Origin of the sequence: Vibrio sp. 1F169 (genome assembly GCF_041439605.1) — a bacterium.
Lineage (GTDB): Bacteria > Pseudomonadota > Gammaproteobacteria > Enterobacterales > Vibrionaceae > Vibrio > Vibrio tasmaniensis_A.
On the sequence record NZ_JBGOOI010000007.1, the window covers coordinates 112555 to 133164 of the forward strand.

General features: G+C 47.8%; 1 protein-coding gene. It reads left to right on the forward strand.

What is annotated here, in order from left to right:
* Positions 1-103 precede the first annotated feature (103 nt).
* Positions 104-20497, forward strand: a complete 20394-nt coding sequence (locus tag ACED53_RS05010; RefSeq protein WP_102579848.1) for a tandem-95 repeat protein — start codon at positions 104-106, stop codon at positions 20495-20497.
* Positions 20498-20610: the final 113 nt, after the last annotated feature.

The following is a 20610-nucleotide window of genomic DNA, read 5'->3' on the forward strand; positions in this document are numbered from 1 at the left end:
AAAAGAAAATATGAAAAAAGTTGTATAAAAACTTGGTTTTTCAAAATGGTGTCCTTTAATGCCTCTAAATACGATCAGTAAGCTAGTAGCAACGGAGGCTGTAATGGCAGGTGAAAATAACCAAAACAACCAAAATGAAGATCTCAATGACGCGGTAGAACAGACGGACACGAACGACGCGGGTACACCCTCCCAACAGCAGAATCAACAAAATCAACAGAACACGATTGCGTCTACGGTAGCGACGGGTGCTGAAAATACCGACGCGGCAGACGAAGTGAACCAAGCGTTGGAAGACAATCCAAGTGGTGCTGGTAATTCAGAAGAAGCAGCGGCTTCTGGTGCTGCTGTTCAAGAAGAGACGCCAGAAAGCGATGGAGATTCAGATGCAGCTCAATCTAATGTAGTCGGTGGTGCGGCTTCGGAAGCTGACTCGGATAATGCTGCTGGCAGTGGTGGCGGAGCAGGTGCTGGCGCTCAAGCCGTAGGTGGCGATAACGCAGAGGCTGCGACAGGTGGAGCCGACGCTGAGGGTAATGAAGAACAAGGCCAAGCAGCACGTACATCTGCAGCGCCGAGTGCTACATCTTCTGAATCGGATGGCCAACAAGTCGATGATGATCTCGATTCACAGACAGTCGAAGAGACATTTGCCGTTGATGTTCAAGCTTCAGATGAAGAGACCATCAGTGAAGTAGAGGATGACTTTGATTCTGAGACAGTAAGCGAAACGTTCAAAATCCAAGTAGAAAGTGAAAATGATGCGCCAGAAGCAGAACAAGATCTGGCTTACATCATGGATGAAGATGGATCCATAACATTTACTCAAGAACAATTACTCGAATACGCAAGTGATGTTGATGGTGATGAGCTTGTTGCTTCAAACGTTCAAGTCGGCGCAGATGCAACGGTTCAAGATAATGGTGACGGTACATTCACAGTTGTACCTTCCGCTGACTTTAATGGCGAGCTAGACCTTACTTTTGATATCAGTGACGGCCAAGAAACCATAAGCAGCGCCATTGATCTAACAGTTCGTCCTATCAATGACGCGCCTGTACCAGAAGATAAAACCTTTGAAATTGAAGAAGACGGCACACTTATCTTCACTGACGCTGACCTATTAACAGGTGCGACAGACATTGAAGGTGACAACCTTACGGTTGAAGGTGTGACCTACGACGGTGGCGACGGTATCCTTACTGACAACGGTAACGGCACGTATACCTTCGCTCCGAATGAAAACTTCAATGGCGACGTAAACTTCGTTTTTGATGTGTCTGACGGTACAGATACGGTGTCAGCGAACATCGATGTGAGTGTGACTGCGGTTGATGATGCGCCAGTATCGGGTGACTTAGCATACTCAATCGATGAAGACGGTTCGATTCGCCTAAGCCAAGAGCAGTTGCTTGCTCAAGCCTCTGATGTGGAGGGCGATGATCTAACAGCAAGCGACTTAACCGTCGGCGGTGATGCAACCGTTACTCAAAACGATGATGGCAGCTTCACCATCACGCCAGATGAGAACTTCAATGGTGACATCGATATCAGCTTTGATATCTCAGATGGCACTAATACCGTTCAAGCCTCAGCTGACCTAACCGTTAACCCAGTAAACGACCTACCAGTGCCTCAAGATCAACAATTCAGTGTTGAAGAAGACGGCACGCTTCAATTTACTGATGCAGACCTGCTTACAGGCGCAACCGATATTGAGGGTGATGATTTAACGGTTGAAGGTATCACTTATGAAGGCACTGATGGCGTACTGACTGACTTAGGTGAGGGCTCATATAGCTTTGCGCCAAACGAAAACTTCAATGGTGATGTGAGCTTTAGCTTCGATTTGTCAGACGGTACCGATACGGTGTCTGCAAACATTGATGTTAGCGTGACTCCTGAGAACGATCCGCCAGTTGCGGGATCAACGTCTTACACCGTAAATGAAGACAATTCGATTACCATTTCTGATGCACAACTATTGGCAACATCTTCAGATATTGAAGGTGATGTATCGATAGACAGCGTGACTTACTCGGGTAGTGATGGTGTCCTTGAAATCAACGGTAACGGTACTTACACCTTCTCGCCAAACGAGAACTTCAATGGTGAAATTGCTCTAGATGTCGTGGTTGCCGATGAAGAAGATGCAACCGATGCGACAACTGCGGGTATCAGCGTACTTGAAGTGAATGATCTGCCAGTCGCAGGTCCAACGTCTTACACCATTGATGAAGACTCAGTACTGACCTTCAGTGAGTCACAAGTGCTACTGAATGCTTCTGATGTAGAAGGGGATGTTGAGCTTGTTGGTATTAACTACAACGGCCCTGACGGTATCTTCTCGGTAAATGGTGACGGCACTTGCAGCTTTGCACCGAATGAGAACTTTAATGGCCAAGTTCAACTCGATGTGACCATTCGTGATGAAGATGGTGCAGAAGTTGATACCGTCATCAACGTGGATGTTCTGCCAATTAACGATGCACCAGTCTCGGGTGATTTGGCTTATAACGTAAACGAAGACGGTTCAATCACATTGAGCCAAGATCAGTTGCTGTCTCAAGCGTCCGATGTTGAAGGCGAAGACCTAACTGCGAGCGACCTAACGGTTGATGGAAACGCAACGGTAACCGCTAATGATGATGGCAGTTTTACCATTGTTCCAGATGCGAACTTCAATGGTGACGTTGATATTCAATTCAACATCACGGATGGTACTGACACGGTGCAAGCAACCGCCGATCTTACGGTTAATCCAGTTAATGACTTGCCGGTTCCTCAAGATCAACAATTCAGTATTGCAGAAGACGGTACGCTGCAATTTACCGACGCTGACCTGCTTGCTGGTGCCACCGATATTGATGGCGATGACCTCACCGTAGAAGGCATCAGCTACACAGGCGGTGACGGTGTATTAACAGACCACGGTGATGGTACTTATACCTTTGCACCAAACGAAAACTTCAATGGTGATGTCAACTTCAGTTTCGATGTGTCTGATGGTACAGAAACGGTTAGTGCAAATATTGATGTGAGCGTGACACCAGAGAACGATCCACCCGTTGCGGGCTCTACCTCGTACATGGTCAATGAAGACAACGCCATAACAATTTCTGATGAGCAATTGTTAGCAAACTCTTCTGACGTTGAAAGCGCGGTATCGGTTGATAGCGTGACCTACAGTGGCACCGATGGCGTGTTCCAAGACAATGGTGACGGCAGTTATACCTTCCTTCCTAATGAAAACTTCAGTGGCGATATCAGTCTTGACGTTATTGTTGCTGATGAAGACGGTTCGATTGATGAGACCACCGCGGGTATTACCGTTCTAGAAGTGAATGATCCACCGGTCGCAGGTCCAACGTCATACACCATTGACGAAGATTCGGTACTGACGTTCAGCGAATCTCAGATTCTAGTGAATGCCTCTGATGTTGAAGGTGATGTAGAACTAGTCGGCATCAATTACGATGGGGAAGACGGTATCTTCACTGTAAATGGTGATGGTACATGTAGCTTTGCACCAAACGAAAACTTCAATGGTCAGGTTCAACTGGGTGTGACCATTCAAGATGAAGATGGTGCGACGGTAGAGACACAGATTAATGTCGATGTACTACCAATTAACGATCCACCAGTATCGGGCGATTTGGCTTACACCATCAACGAAGACAGCTCAATCACACTAAGCCAAGATCAGTTATTGGCGCGAGCTGGTGATATTGATAGCGAAAACCTAGAAGCTATTAACCTTTCGACCGATGAAAACGCAACCATCCAAGAAAACGACGATGGTAGCTACACCATTACACCAGACGCTGATTACAACGGCGACCTAGACTTGAGTTTCGATATCATCGATAACGATGGTGGTGAGGTTCAAGTTGGTCTTGATATCACAGTGAACCCGTTGAATGACTTGCCACAAGCGCAAGATCAACAGTTCACGATTGAAGAAGACGGTACGTTACTATTTACCGATACTGACCTACTTGCTGGTGCGTCAGATATTGATGGTGATGAGCTGTCGATTGAAAACGTGCTCTACACGGGCGCTGATGGTGTTCTTAGTGATAACGGTGACGGCACTTACAGCTTTGCACCAAACGAGAACTTCAATGGTGATGTTCAATTCTCATTTGATGTTTCTGATGGCACGGGTTCAACAGCCGCCCATATTGATGTAAGTGTAACGCCGGAGAACGATCCTCCTGTAGCGGGCTCGACAGCTTATACAGTTCAGGAAGATGGCCAAATCACGATCAGTGATGAACAGTTATTAGCGAACTCTTCAGATGTAGAGGGTGATGTTGCTCTATCGAGCGTTACTTACGCTGGTGACGATGGTTCGTTCGTTGATAACGGTAATGGCACCTACACCTTCACGCCAAATGAAAACTTCGACGGAGACATCTCTCTAGATGTTGTCGTCGTTGACGAAGACGGCGCAACGGCGACAACGACAGCGGGCATTGATGTCATTGCTGTGAATGACGGGCCTGAAACGTCCGGTATTGAAGCCGAAGTCGACGAAGATAATTCAATCACTATCACTCAAGAACAGCTGCTTGCGAATGCGACCGACGTGGAGGGTGATGAGTTAACTGCGTCTAACCTGCAAACCAACGACCCTGACGCGACGATTGTTGCTAATGACGATGGTTCTTTCACCATCACGCACACTGAAAACTTCAATGGCGAGTTAGACTTCACATACAGCATCAGTGATGGTGACAATGAAGTCCTGACCACACTCGATCTAACGGTTAATCCAGTTAATGATGCGCCAGAAGCGGGCGAAGAGATCTTCATCCAAGCGCAAGAAGATCAAACGGTTGGTGTGACGCTTCGTGAAGAACCTGCACTACGTTTAGACCAAGCGCCAGAAAACGGCATCATTGAAGCGAATGTTAATGATGAATGGGTGGTGCTGGAAGTAGGGCAAGAAGTTCCTGCCGACACAGAAGTACGCTTTGTACCAAGTGAAGACGCTTTAGCTGAAGGCACGCATACCACACAAATTGGTACTTTCGACGATAACGCGAGCGTAGACGATTGGGGTACAGAAGTTGACCCTTACACTCGTGAGTTCTCAGATGGTGACTTAACGGTTACGGTTCAAAGTAACGATGATCCTCTTGGTGCATGGAATGGTAACACCCACATAGGTCACGGCCTTGGTGATACCGATCGCCAAGGGTTGAGTGGTGATGAAAAACTGACTATTTCAGTTGAAGGTCAAGACATCAATGAAATCAGTTTCCACCTAGATGGTTTAGGTGGTTGGTTCATGGAAGAGTCTCGTCACTTTACGGAAGTAGAAATCAAAGCGTTCAATGAGGACGGTGACCTAATTGACTCGATGACTTACCACAAAGAAGACCGTGGTACTTTCGAGACAGACTACACGTTAACGGTTGACCAACCAGTGTCTTACTTTGAACTCGGTACAGTTCAAGGAAATGGTACTTATGTTGTTCAAAATATGACCGTATCACAAACTTGTCATGATGAAGCTGTGTTTACATCGATTGGTGTAGATGGCTCAGAGATTACCGAAACGGTTGAGTTGAATATCCATGCGGGTGACAACGAAATCGAACTAACGGCTGATCTTCCGAATATTACTGTCGATACCGATGGTTCTGCCCAGTTTGCTTCGGTTGTGATTACCGAAGAGCAACTACTGGCGCAAGCATCTGATATTGATGGCGACGACCTTGATATTGAAAATCTCGAGCTAGTGGGTGAAAACTCAGAGCATGCAACACTGATTGACAACGGTGATGGTACTTGGACGGTGACACCAGATGAAAACTTCTACGGTGAAATTGAGCTGGGTTACCAAGTTTCTGATGGTGAACTGACTGATGACAACATAATTAACATCAACTTTGAGTCAGTGAATGATGCGCCAATCGTTTCTGGTCCAATGGTTCTATCGACAGACGAAGACCAAGGTATTGCGTTCAGTGCTGATGATTTACTGGCGAACACCACAGATGTAGAAGGTGATGCGCTGTCTATTTCTGACATCACTTACGGTGGTGATGACGGTGATTTAGTCGACAATGGTGATGGTACATTTACCTTCATGCCGAATGAAAACTTCAATGGTGAAATCGACATTGATTACAAGGTATTCGATGGCACCGATGAAGTTGCAACCCATCTAGATCTGACCGTTGTACCTGTTAATGATGTGCCGGTTCCGGGCGAGCCATTGCACACCCAAATGCTTGAAAACGGCTCTATGATCATCGAAGCGAAAGACCTATTGTCTGGCGCGACCGATGTTGATGGCGATATCCTGCATGTTGAGAATCTACTGCTTGTTGACCAATCACAAGGTACATTAACAGACAATGGAGACAATACTTTCACATTCGAACCTGCAGAGGACTTCTACGGTGAAGTGAATCTGACCTTCGATATCAGTGACGGTCAAGCCAGTGCACCAAGTACTGCAAGAGTAGACGTTGAAATTGTCAACGAAGGCCCTGAAGTGAGCGGCCCAATTGAAGCCGCTGTTGATGAAGATGGTTCAATCACTATCACTCAAGAGGATCTGTTAGCGAATGCAACGGATGTCGATGGCGATAACCTTGAAGCGGTTAACTTTGCGACCAACGATCCAAATGCGGTTGTTGTAGAAAACCCAGACGGTAGCTTCACGATTACACCAAGTGCTGATTTCTTTGGTGAGATTGAATTTACTTACGATGTCACTGACGCGATCGAAACTGTTGCAGCTGACCTTAACCTAACCGTAAACCCTATCAATGATGCACCAGACGTTCCAGACATGTCTTTCACAACGGAAGATGGTCAAGCGATCACCATTACAGAAGCTGAACTATTAGCACAAGCGACAGATGTTGAAGGTGATGAGCTTTCCGTACTGAACGTGACAAGTGCGAGTGATACGGTAGATGTGACAGACAATGGTGATGGTACATACACATTAACGCCAGAGCAGGGCTTCTTCGGCAATGTTGACTTAACGTTTGATGTGAGTGACGGCACCGACGTGGTGGCTGCAAACATCGACCTAAAAGTTGAGTTCGTTAATGATGCGCCAGAAGCAACGCCGATGGTTGCGGATGTCGACGAAGACGGTTCAATTCTCGTTACACAAGCGATGTTGCTGGAGAACGCGAGTGACCAAGATGGCGATGAACAGTTTGCGAGCGCGCTAGAAACCAACGATCCGAACGCCAGCATTGTAGACAATGGCGATGGTACTTACACAGTGACACCTTCGGAAAACTTCAATGGTGATATCGCATTCACGTATGAAGTAAGTGATGGTGAACTCAGTACCGCCAATGACATGACATTGACCGTGAATCCGGTGAATGACATTCCAATTGTTGCCCCAGGCATGTACCACATCGAAGAGGATGGCAGCATCCTGTTCACTCAAGAAGATCTATTGAGCGGCGCGATTGATATTGATGGCGGTGACCTCAGTGTTACTAGCATCAATTATTCTGGCGATGAAGGTACAGTCACCGATAACGGCGATGGCACGTTCAGCTTCGTTCCTGAAGAGCATTTCAGTGGTGATCTGCAGTTCAGCTTTACTGTGACGGACGGTACGGATGAGGTTGAACAAGACCTCAACGTCCATATTGAAGCAGTTGCGGATGCGCCGGATCTTGTGATAACCGATGGCGACGGCGTTAATGTTGATGACCAAGCTATTTTGGTTGAGCCAGGCGGCATTGTTGAGCTTAATATTGCGGCTGCGCTAGTAGACCAAGATCTATCTGAAACACTGACCGTAACTGTAGATGGTGTGCCTGAAGGTTCGGTTATTCAATACGATAATGAAGGCGTTCTGAATGACCAAGAAAACGGTATCACCAGTTACAACGATACTGAAATCACAGTAACGTTTGAAGGCGAAACCGCGGGATACCAAAACGCAGCGGGTTACTACAAAGTCGATGAAGACGGCAACATCACAGGTGTTGAAGTTGTCTACGAGAATGCATCACAAGTGGGTGGCGGCGGTGACCTTGTCCCTGGGCAAGATCAGTTCAGCCTCCAAGTAGAGGAAGGTGAGAGCTTTAACCTATTCTTAATTCCAAACGGACATCAGCACAACGACTTTGATGCGATGCAAGACGGTCAGTATGAGTTCCGTGCTGAGGACGGTTCGCCTGCGAACATGGATACGGTTGATCCTCAACTTGTGTTTGTGGCTGCTGATGGAACCGAAACCGTGGTTCAAAGCCAGAATGGTGACGCGATCTTCCATGGTGGTTCAAGCTCTCAGCTAAACCAAGATGGTATCGAACATACTCGTACTACGGTTAATGAAGACGGCGAGCTGGTTTATGGTTTTGAAGATTTGTATGGCGGCGGTGACGCTGACTACACAGATTTCAACTTCACAATCGATGTGGGTGAAGTGAACAGCCAAATCTACAGCGGTGAAGTGACCGTTGGCCCTGATGGTACGGTGAACTTACCGACAACGGCTATCGAAAATTCACTACAAATCCAGTTACCAGAAGACTTCAACGAACAGCTTGAAGTTCATGTAACGGCAACCGCAACAGAGCTATCGAATGATGATTCTGAAATGGTCTCTCAAACCATCTACATTAACGCGACAGGCGCGCACATTGAGCACGTACCTGAAGCACTTCCGGTTTCTGCAACAGTAGAAGAAGATGGTTCTATCACCATTACGCAAGAAGACTTGTTAGCCAATGCTCGTGATCTCGATGGCGACCAGCTGACGGCTCTGAATTTAGCAACCGATGATGAGAGCGTTACGATTACCGATAACGGTGATGGTACGTACACATTAACGCCAGATGCTGATTTCAATGGCAATGTTAGCTTTACGTTTGATGTATCTGATGGTGATGATGTTGTCTCTACCAACCTAGAGCTAACGGTTTCACCTGTGAACGATGGTCCAGAAGCACAAGACCAGACATTCACAGTCGGCGAAGATGGCGTGTTAACGTTCAATGACCAAGACCTATTAACAGGTGCGACGGACATTGAAGGAGATGACCTAAGTGTTGAAGGTGTAACTTACACTGGCACTGACGGTGTCCTAACCGATAATGGCGATGGCACATACAGCTTCGCGCCAAACGAAAACTTCAATGGCGATGTGAACTTCTCGTTCAATGTATCAGATGGTACCGATACGGTAACCGCTAACATTGATGTGAACGTGACGCCAGAGAACGATCCACCGGTTGCGGGTAGCACGTCTTACACGGTTCATGAAGACAACTCTATTACGATCAGTAACGAACAATTGCTAGCGAACTCTTCGGATATCGAAGGCGAAGTCGCAATTGATAACGTGACTTACAGTGGTAGCGACGGTGTTCTGGAAATCAACGGTGACGGTACATACACCTTCTCGCCAAACGAGAACTTTAATGGCGAAGTTAGCCTAGATGTTGTCGTGACGGATGAAGATGGAGCGACTGAAGCAACAACGGCGGGTATAACTGTCCTTGAGGTGAACGATCCGCCAGTTGCTGGCCCAACGTCATACACCATCGATGAAGATTCAGTACTGACTTTCAATGAGTCTCAAGTTCTGCTGAACGCTTCTGATATTGAAGGTGATGTTGAGCTTGTTGAGATCAACTACGATGGCCCAGACGGTATCTTCTCAATCAATGGTGACGGTACATGTAGCTTCGCTCCGAATGAAAACTTCAACGGCCAAGTGCAATTGGATGTAACCATTCAAGATGAAGATGGCGCTCAAGTTGATACGTTTATTACGGTTGATGTATTACCAATCAACGACGTACCAGTATCAGGCGACCTGGCATACAGTGTTGAGGAAGACGGTTCGATTACCTTGAGCCAAGAGCAGCTTCTTTCTCAAGCGAGTGATGTAGACGGAGACGACCTTACTGCTTCTAACTTGATTGTTGATGGAGACGCGACGGTTGTTGCTAACGATGACGGCAGCTTTACCATTACGCCAGATGCGAACTTCAATGGTGACATTGACCTAACGTTCGACATTAGCGACGGTACCGATACGCTGGTTGCGACGGCTGACCTCACCGTTAATCCAGTTAATGACCTTCCACAACCACAAGATCAAACGTTCAGCATTGGCGAAGACGGCATCTTGAACTTCACAGATGAAGACTTGCTAACAGGTGCTACCGATATCGATGGGGATGACCTATCGGTTGAAGGCGTTACTTACACAGGTGCCGACGGTGTTCTTACTGACAATGGCGACGGAAGCTACAGCTTTGCGCCAAACGAGAACTTCAATGGTGATGTGAACTTCAGTTTTGATGTTTCAGATGGCACGGATACGGTTCAAGCCAACATTGATGTCAGCGTGACACCAGAGAATGATCCACCGGTTGCAGGTAGCACGTCTTACACCGTTCATGAAGACAACTCAATTACCATCAGCGACGAACAGTTACTTGCTAACTCTTCGGACATTGAAGGTGATGTGGCCGTTGACAGCGTGACTTACACTGGCGCTGATGGTGTCTTTGAAGACAACGGTGACGGTACTTACACCTTCTCACCAAACGAAAACTTCAACGGCGAAGTTAGCCTTGATGTTGTCGTTACCGATGAAGAGGGTGCAACTGAAGCGACCACCGCGGGTATTACTGTACTTGAGGTGAACGATCCACCAATCGCAGGTTCAACGAGCTACTCAGTCAACGAAGACGAAGTTATCACCATCAGTTCAGAGCAACTGTTGGCGAACGCTTCTGATATCGAAGGTGAAGTGGCGATTGATAGCGTTAACTACACAGGTTCAGACGGTATCTTTAGCGACAATGGTGACGGAACATTCAGCTTCGCACCTAACGCTAACTTCGATGGCGATGTAAGCCTTGATGTTGTCGTTACTGATGAAGAAGGCGCAACCGCAACTACCACTGCAAGCATTGATGTTCTGCCTGTTAACGATGCTCCGGTATCGGGCGACTTGGCGTACAGCATGGACGAAGATGGTTCAATTACCTTGAGCCAAGAGCAATTACTTGCTCAAGCGAGCGATGTTGACGGCGATGACTTAACAGCGGCTAATCTAACTGTTGGTGGTGATGCGACCGTCACTGCAAACGATGACGGTAGCTTTACTATCACGCCAGATGCTAACTTCAATGGCGACATTGATTTGAACTTCGACATTACCGATGGTGATGCGACGCTTCAAGCAACGGCTGATCTTACCGTTAACCCTGTCAATGACTTGCCAACTGTCGGTGAGCCACAGTTTGTGACTCAAGAAGACACGAGCTTTACCTTTACAGAAGAGCAACTGCTGCAAAATGCGGGCGACATTGATGGCGATAACCTATCGGTTGAAAATGTGGCTTCAGATAGCGGTACTTTGGTTGATAACGGCGACGGTACTTATACATTCGCACCGAATGAAAACTTCGACGGCAATGTGAATGTGACGTTCGACGTGAATGACGGTACAGCGACAGTACCAGCAGAAGCGACGATTGATGTTCAATCTGTGGTTGATATGCCAGAGCTGTCGATTGCGTCTGACTTGGTCATTGCTTCAGACAACTTCGAGTCTGGCTCAAACGGTTGGAATACCGGTACTGAAAGCTCACAAGGCTTCGAATCAGGTGACATGCTAGGTCGTATTGGTGGCACTGGTGGCGATGAAGCTGTCAGCAAAACTTACGACATTCCAAGTGATGTGAGCGAAGTTAATATCTCGTTTAGCTTCTATGAAATTGATTCTTGGGATGGTGAGTCGTTCCAAATCTTTGTCGGCGGCGAAGAGCTTACTTCGTTAGACAACTCGGCGTTCCAAACTCAAGATGGCACGACAACGTTGTACGATTCAGCGGGCAATGAAGTGGGTGAAGTTGTTCACGGCGTGTCGCAAGGTGAAGGCTTTAGTGGTTGGAACGACCAAGCACACCAAATCAACCTAACGGTACCCGTTGAAGACGGCCAACTTGAGTTAGGCTTCGGTTCAACCTTGAACCAAGGTGTGAGTGATGAGTCGTTTGGCATCGATAACATTGAAATCACAGTGTCTGACGCGGATTACCAAATCATTGGTACCGAAGATACACCTATACCACTTGATATTGATGCGGCGCTTACTGATACCGATGGTTCAGAAAACCTTGCTATCTTGATTGAAGACGTGCCGGAAGGCAGCTCGCTTTCTGCAGGTACTGATAACGGTGATGGCACTTGGTCATTGCAACCTGGCGAGCTAGAAGGGCTAGAGTTTATCCCTTCAGGTGACTTCAATGGGGATGTGGTTCTAACCGTGAATGCGACGTCGACTGATGTTGATACGGGCACCACCGCAACGGCAACACAAGATGTGACGATTCACATTTCGCCAGCGAACGATGCTCCAGAAGTTGATGGTGACATCAGTGCTGTGACAGCCGAAGATAACAGCATCACGCTAACTCAAGAGCAGTTGCTAGAGCACGCTGTTGACATTGATGGTGATGACCTATCAGCAATCAACCTAACCACCAATGATGAAAATGCGACCGTTCAAATGAACGACGATGGCAGTTTCACCATTACACCGAGTGAAAACTTCAACGGTAATATCGAATTTAGTTACGATGTAACCGATGGGGAAGACATGGTCGCTGCAGGCCTAGATTTGACAGTAACACCTGTCAATGATGCGCCAGAGCCACAAGACCAAGCATTCACTATTGGTGAAGATGGGGTTCTTAACTTCTCTGACGCTGACCTGTTAACGGGTGCAACGGATGTTGAAGGTGATGACTTAACGGTAGAAGGTGTGACATACACGGGTCCTGATGGCGTTCTTACTGATAATGGCGACGGAAGCTACAGCTTTGCGCCAAACGAGAACTTCAATGGTGATGTGAACTTCAGCTTTGATGTGTCAGATGGCACGGATACGGTTCAAGCGAACATCGATGTGAGCGTGACGCCTGAGAACGATCCACCAGTGGCGGGTAGCACGTCTTACACCGTACATGAAGACAACTCAATCACGATCAGTAACGAACAGCTATTAGCCAACTCTTCAGACATTGAAGGTGAGGTTGCGATTGATAGCGTGACTTACACTGGCAGTGATGGTGTGTTCGAAGACAACGGTGACGGCACTTATACTTTCTCGCCAAACGAGAACTTCAATGGGGATGTGAGCTTAGCGGTTGTTGTTACCGATGAAGAAGGGGCAACAGAAGCGACCACAGCGGGAATCACTGTACTTGAGGTGAACGATCCGCCAATCGCAGGCTCAACCAGCTACTCAGTCAACGAAGATGAAGTTATCACCATCAGTGCAGAGCAACTGTTGGCGAACTCTTCTGATATTGAAGGTGAAGTGGCGATTGATAGTGTTACTTACACAGGCGCTGACGGTATCTTTACTGACAACGGCAACGGCACATTCAGCTTTGCACCGAACGCAAACTTCGATGGCGATGTTAGCCTCGATGTAGTGGTGACAGATGAAGACGGTGCGACAGTAGCCACCAGCGCAAGTATTGATGTTCTTCCAATTAATGATCCACCAGTATCGGGTGACTTGGCATACAGCATTGATGAAGATGGTTCGATTACTCTGACTCAAGAGCAGTTGCTATCTCAAGCCTCTGATGTGGATGGCGATGATCTGACCGCAAGCAACTTAAGCGCAGGCGATAATGCAACCGTTGTTGATAATGGCGATGGCACCTTTACGGTAACGCCAGATACGAACTTCAATGGCGATATCGACCTAAGCTTTGATATTTCGGACGGCACTGAGTCGATTGTGGCGAACGCCGATCTGACGGTAAACCCAGTCAACGACTTGCCAACGACATCTGATGTTTATGCGAACGTTGATGAAGATAATGTCATCACTATCACGCAGGAGCAGTTACTTGCGAATGCCGCTGATATTGAGGGCGATGACCTTGTCGCTTCCGACTTAACCTTAGTGGGTGACGATGCAACGATTGTCGATAACGGCGATGGCACGTTCTCAATCACTCCAAGCGAAAACTTCAATGGCTACATCGATGTTGCCTACAGCATCAGCGATGGCGACACACCAATTGCCGCTAACTTAGGCTTGACCGTTGACCCAGTGAACGACGCGCCAATTGTTTCTGCTGATGTGGCGATAACCATTGAAGAAGACGGTTCATACACCATTACTCAAGAAGAGCTCCTACAATTCGCGACTGACATTGAAGACGATGACATGACCGCAATTATCGGAGAGCAAGGCGATGAAACGACCGTTACCGGTACTGTGTTGGATGCTGAAACTGGCAATCCAATCGCAGGTGCGGATGTCACGCTAACCGACAACGTAGGTCATTCTTACACGGCGGAGACGGATCAATCCGGTAACTACTCTGTGAGCGGTCCTGTTGTTGACCAAGGTACCGTCACTATTGAACAAGAAGGCTCAATTACTAGCAGCTTCCTAGTTCCAGCAGGCGAAGATACCAATGGTGGCGTGACTGCAATATCTGAAGTCCTTGAAGAAACAGATATGCGTATCGTGGTCACATGGGGTGACAGTCCACGTGATATGGACAACCACCTATGGCTCTACGATACAGAGAATGGCAGTGAGCTAGACCATATTTACTATCGCGACATGAGCCATGATTTGGGTGAAGGTAATGTCGTTCAGCAAGATGTAGATGACACGAATGGCGGTGGTCCTGAAACCATCACTATTCCCAATTATCAAGATGCTGACATGCACTATTCAGTACACAACTACACCAGCAGAAGTTGGGATGTGGATGGTGTTGAAGATGTACAGGTTCAGGTATTTGTTGGCGATACATTGGTTGAAACCTTTAGCCCTGATTTATCTGAAAGCCCATCGGGTGACCACTGGCATGTATTCGATATCGTGAATGGCATTATTGTACCAAGTCAAGATGTCGGCACTCAAAATGCGTTCGATTTGCCAACGGCAGAAGAAGCGCTTGCGAATGAAAACGGTATTGATATCTCAGAATTGCTAACCGGCGATGAAGGTGATGACTCTGGTGATACGGGCGGAAACGAACCAAGTGTTGGAGATGTTTCAATTGAGAACGCTCTTATCACTGACAATGGTGACGGTACTTACACCATTACACCGGAAGAGAACTTCAACGGTGAATTCTCGATTAGCTACAACGTAGACGATGGTAATGGTGGGGTTACTCCAGCGGAACTAGACGTGACCGTAACAGCAGTTAACGACCTGTCTGTAATCTACGACCACGACTACACCATTAATGAAGATGGCTCGCTAACCTTTACCGATGAACAGCTATTGGCTGGTGCAACGGATATTGACGGCGATGACCTTTCTGTCGAGTCGGTTAACTACGAAGGCACAGACGGTGTGTTCACGGATAATGGCGATGGTACTTACACCTTTGCGCCAAACGAGAACTTCAATGGCAGTGTCGACCTAACTTACGATGTGAGTGATGGTACAGATGTTGTATCGGCGAATATTGATGTTCAAGTGGTTCCAATCAACGACGTACCGGTAGCAGGTTCTACAACTTACAGCGTTGAAGAAGACGGCAGTATCACCCTAAGCGATGCGCAACTTCTGGCGAATAGCTCGGATGTTGAAGGGGAAGTGTTTGTCAGCGATGTAAGCTACAGCGGCACTGATGGTGTGTTCACTGATAATGGTGATGGTACTTACACCTTCTCGCCAAACGAAAACTTTAACGGTGACATCAGCCTTGATGTGTCTGTTATGGATGAAGATGGCGCAACCGCTGAAACAACCGCTGGCATCGACGTAATTGCCGTCAATGACTTGCCAGTTGCAGGTTCAACGACCTACAGCGTTGACGAAGATAACGTGATTACCATCTCTGAAGCGCAGCTTCTTGCGAACAGCTCAGATATTGAAGGTGATGTATCCGTTAGCGACGTTTCCTACTCAGGCGCAGACGGTATCTTTACTGACAATGGTGATGGTACTTACAGCTTCGCACCAAATGAAAACTTCAACGGCAATGTCAGCCTAGATGTAACCGTTGCTGATGAAGAGGGTGCAACGGCTGAAACCACTGCGGGTATAGATGTTATCGCAGTCAACGATGCACCAGTGTCAGGTGACTTGGCTTACTCAGTGGATGAAGATGGTTCAATCACGCTAAGCCAAGAGCAACTGCTGGCTCAAGCATCGGATGTGGACGGCGATGATCTTACCGCGGCTAATCTTACCGCGGCTAATCTGACCGCGGGTGATAACGCTACCGTTACGGCAAACGATGATGGTTCATTTACTATTACACCGGATGCCGACTTTAATGGTGATATTGACCTTAGCTTCGACCTTTCTGATGGTACTGAAACGGTTGTTGCAACGGCCGACCTTACTGTGAATCCAGTGAATGACATCGCGGTTGTAGAAGATGTCGCTTACACCATTGAAGAAGATGGTTCGCTTACCTTTACTGATGAGCAACTGCTAGCGGGTGCTTCTGATATTGATGGTGATGAGCTTTCAGTTGCCGATGTGTCTTACACTGGCGCAGAGGGTGTGTTCACCGACAATGGCGATGGCACTTACACCTTTGCACCGAACGAGAACTTCAATGGTGACGTAAGTTTGGACTTCTCAGTATCTGACGGTACAGAGACGGTTGATGCAAATATCGACGTAACGGTAACAGACGTTAACGATGCACCAGTGGCAGGCGCAACGTCTTACCAAATGAACGAAGATGGCACCATCACATTGAGCCCTGAGCAGTTGATTGCTAATAGCTCTGATGTGGACGGGGAAGTGTCGCTTGATAGCGTGAGCTACTCCGGTGCAGACGGTATCTTGGTTCAAAATGAAGATGGTTCGGTAACGTTCGCACCAAACGAAAACTTTAACGGCGACATCAACCTTGATGTGACGGTTATTGATGACGACGGTGCAACGGCTCAGACTAACGCTGGTATTGAAGTCATTGCAGTTAACGACGCACCAGTGGCTGGAAACGTGGCTTACTCGGTTGATGAAGATGGTTCAATTACGTTATCTCAAGAGCAGTTGCTGGCTAACGCATCCGATGTTGATGGTGATGCACTGACCGCAAGCAACCTATCTGCAGGCGATAATGCGACTGTAACAGCGAACGATGATGGTTCATTTACTATCACTCCTGATGCTGACTTCAACGGCGACATAGACCTAAGCTTCGATGTGTCAGATGGCCTTGAAACTGTTCAAGCAGGCGTCGACCTAACGGTTAACCCAGTCAATGACTTACCGACAGCCGCTGACCAAAGCTTCACAGTTGAGGAAGATGGAACGCTAATCTTCACGGATGCAGATCTACTAGCAGGCGCTACAGACATCGACGGAGATGACCTGTCTATCACGGATGTGTCTTACACGGGCGCAGAAGGTGTGTTCACTGATAACGGTGATGGCACTTACAGCTTTGCTCCAAACGAGAACTTCAATGGTGATGTAAACCTTGGCTTCACAGTGTTTGATGGCACAGAGACAGTCGATGCCAATATTGATGTGACCGTAACGGATGTGAATGATGCACCAGTGGCGGGTTCTACCTCTTACCAAATGAACGAAGATGGCACGATTACTATTAGCCCTGAGCAGTTGATTGCGAACAGCTCAGACGTTGATGGTGAAGTGTCGCTTGAAAGCGTGACTTACACAGGCTCTGACGGCGAATTGGTTCAAAACGATGATGGTTCTGTGACCTTCACGCCGAGTGAGAACTTTAACGGTGATATCAGCCTAGATGTGGTTGTAACCGACGATGACGGTGCGACTGCTACAACAACGGCAGGCATCGAAGTTCTGGCTGTGAATGATGGACCTGAGTCGGAGGAAGTGGAACTAACCACAGCCGAAGACAGCACCATTCTTATCACACAGGACATGTTGTTAGCTCAAGCTACCGACATCGATAACACCGCAGACGAGCTGTCAGCTTCGGGTCTACAAATCGACCCTAGCTTGGGTGAGTTGCTCGATAACGAAGATGGTACTTGGTCATTCACACCAAACGAGAACTTCAATGGTGATGTGCCAATGACGTTTGACGTTAGCGATGGCCAAGAGACAATCTCAGTCGACGGTAACATCGATGTCACGCCAGTGAATGATGCACCTGAAGCGCCAATGATTGAGATGCAAGGCGAAGAAGATGTGGTCATGGTGATTGACCCAGCTTACATCGCGGATCAAGTAACAGATCTTGATGGCGACGAGATCAGCATCGAGAGCATCACAGTTCGAGCTCCAGCGAATGCGACCTTAACTCAGCAGCCAGACGGCATGTATCACTTAGTAACTACTCAAGACTTCAATGGCTTGGTAGAACTGGGTTATCAAGCGACTGACGGCGAAGAAGTGGTTGATGGCTCGCTGAATGTGGATGTCATTCCGGTTAACGACGCACCATTCAATGTCGGCAACGCAATGATGACCACAGACGAAGATGGCGCGTTCACCTTCGATGCTGGCGACTTGATGAACTTGTTCGGTGACATCGATACCGCTGACCTTGTTGTTTCTCGCATTATCACCGCAGACGGTGAAGATGGCGGAGAAGTAACAGACAACGGTGATGGTACTTGGACATTCACACCAACAGGCGACTTTGCGGGTGTTTCTGACCTACAAGTTGTCGTGAGTGACGGTGAGTTTGAAACCGTTCTCGATGTTCCTGTGTACGTACGTCCTGTCGCAGATGGCGCGGTTATTTCAACTGACCATGACGGTCCATTAGTCTTCGGCGAAGATGAAACGGGTCACTTGGGACTGAACGTTGGCCTAGTCGATGACTCAGAAACGCTAAGTAACTTGGTGATGACAGGTTTCCCTGTTGGATTCGAGGTAACAGATGGTGTGAATACCGTGATGATCACCGAGCCGGGTCAATACATCGACCTGTTCGATTGGGATATCTCAAACATTCAAATGACGCCTCCTGAAGACTTCCATGGTGAGTTCTTCGTAACCGTAAGCGCAACAACGGTTGACTACGGAGATGAGCCGGAAGCGTTTGAAGATGGCATCGATTCTGGTGATTTCGAAACCGTAGCGGGTGATTCCATCATCCTAACGGCGGACGACCTAATCGGTTTGGCTGAGAATGTGGATGCTGACAGCGATGATGAAGTGAAACTGGTCCATCTTGCCGACCGCAGCCAAGGTGAGATTGTCGATAATGGCGATGGCACTTGGACGTTCACACCAGCCCCAGGCTTCACTGGCGAAGCAGATATTGCTTACGTGGTTGATAAAGATGGCGTGCTTCATGATGAGCAAACTGGCGTAGTCGTGAAAGAAGGCGACTCGCAAGAGAATACAGCACCAGAAGTTAACAGCATCACGACGACGGAAATCGCAGCGGATGCAACCTTGTCGTTCACTGATGAAGACATGTTAGCGAACCTGAGCGATGCAGAAGGCGATAGCTTGAGCATTGAGTCAGTAAGCTTGATGGAAGGTCAGGGCGTAATTGAGAGCGATAACCAAGGTAACTATCAATTCACACCTGCTGAAGACTACACCGGCGATGTTCAAGTTGGGTTTATAGCGACCGATGGCGAAAATCGTATCGAAAGCTTCTTCAATGTGGATATCCAAGGTGGTGATGAAGCAGCGGCGAGTGAAGGTTATGCCTTAGCTGATGATGGTTCGCTAACTATCACCGAGTCACAGCTGGTGGATGAGTTAGGCGTGAGTGATTCTGCACAAGTTGTTGATGTTGCAGACGCGAACGATGCAGGCTTCTTTGCTGAATCTGGCGAAGGTGAGTGGACTTACTGGCCAAACGAAGACTTTGACGGCAACTTAGCGATGAATGTCGACGTTAACGATGGTGGTGAGGTGTCGAGCCATAGCTTAAGTATCCAAGTAGCCGATGATTCAGCACAGAGTGATGAACCGCAAGTACAAGCAGCTCAAGCAACGGAAGATCAGCAAGTGGAAGTCGCACAACAAGCTGATGACCAAGCTCAAGACAGTGACACCGAAGCCGAAGACAGTGTTGCTGACGTGACAGCGGCACCGGGCGATACCATCTCTATCTCGATTCCAGATGAGGTGAGTGGTAACGAATCGGTTGATTACGCTGATATGTCTGGTCTACCTGAGGGCGCTACTGTGAGCAACGCACTGGATAACGGTGATGGTAGCTTCACAATCAGTGGCAACCTAGAGCAGCCTGTATCCGTTGAACTTCCAGAAGGTTACGAAGGGACTAGCGAGATCCAATTCCAAGGTTACGACGAATTGGGTAGTTCAATAGACGGCGCTAGCGGTTCTGTTGAGGTTGAGGTCGATGATCAATACACCATGCAAGGTTCTACTCAAGAGCAGCAACCAGACATAGCGGGTATGGAATCTGGTGGCAGCGACTGGACAAGTTCAGGTGGTCAAGATCAAGGTGTTGACTTCACGGACGACTCTGGAAGCTTCGATTCAGATTCTCAAACTGGAACCGATCAAGGCAACGACTTCGACCAAAGCTCGATTTAATCGAGAGGGCTTGGTTTTAGTCTGAACCGACATTTAGTCTAAACCGACAAGTAGGCAGGGCAGCGTGATGTTGCCCTCGTTAAAGCCATGCAGAGTCGCCTTTGCGTGGCTTT

What these genes read in the sequence shown, in the direction of transcription:
- ACED53_RS05010 (WP_102579848.1), top strand. Translation starts at nt 104, where the DNA reads ATGGCAGGTGAAAATAACCAAAACAACCAAAATGAAGATCTCAATGAC.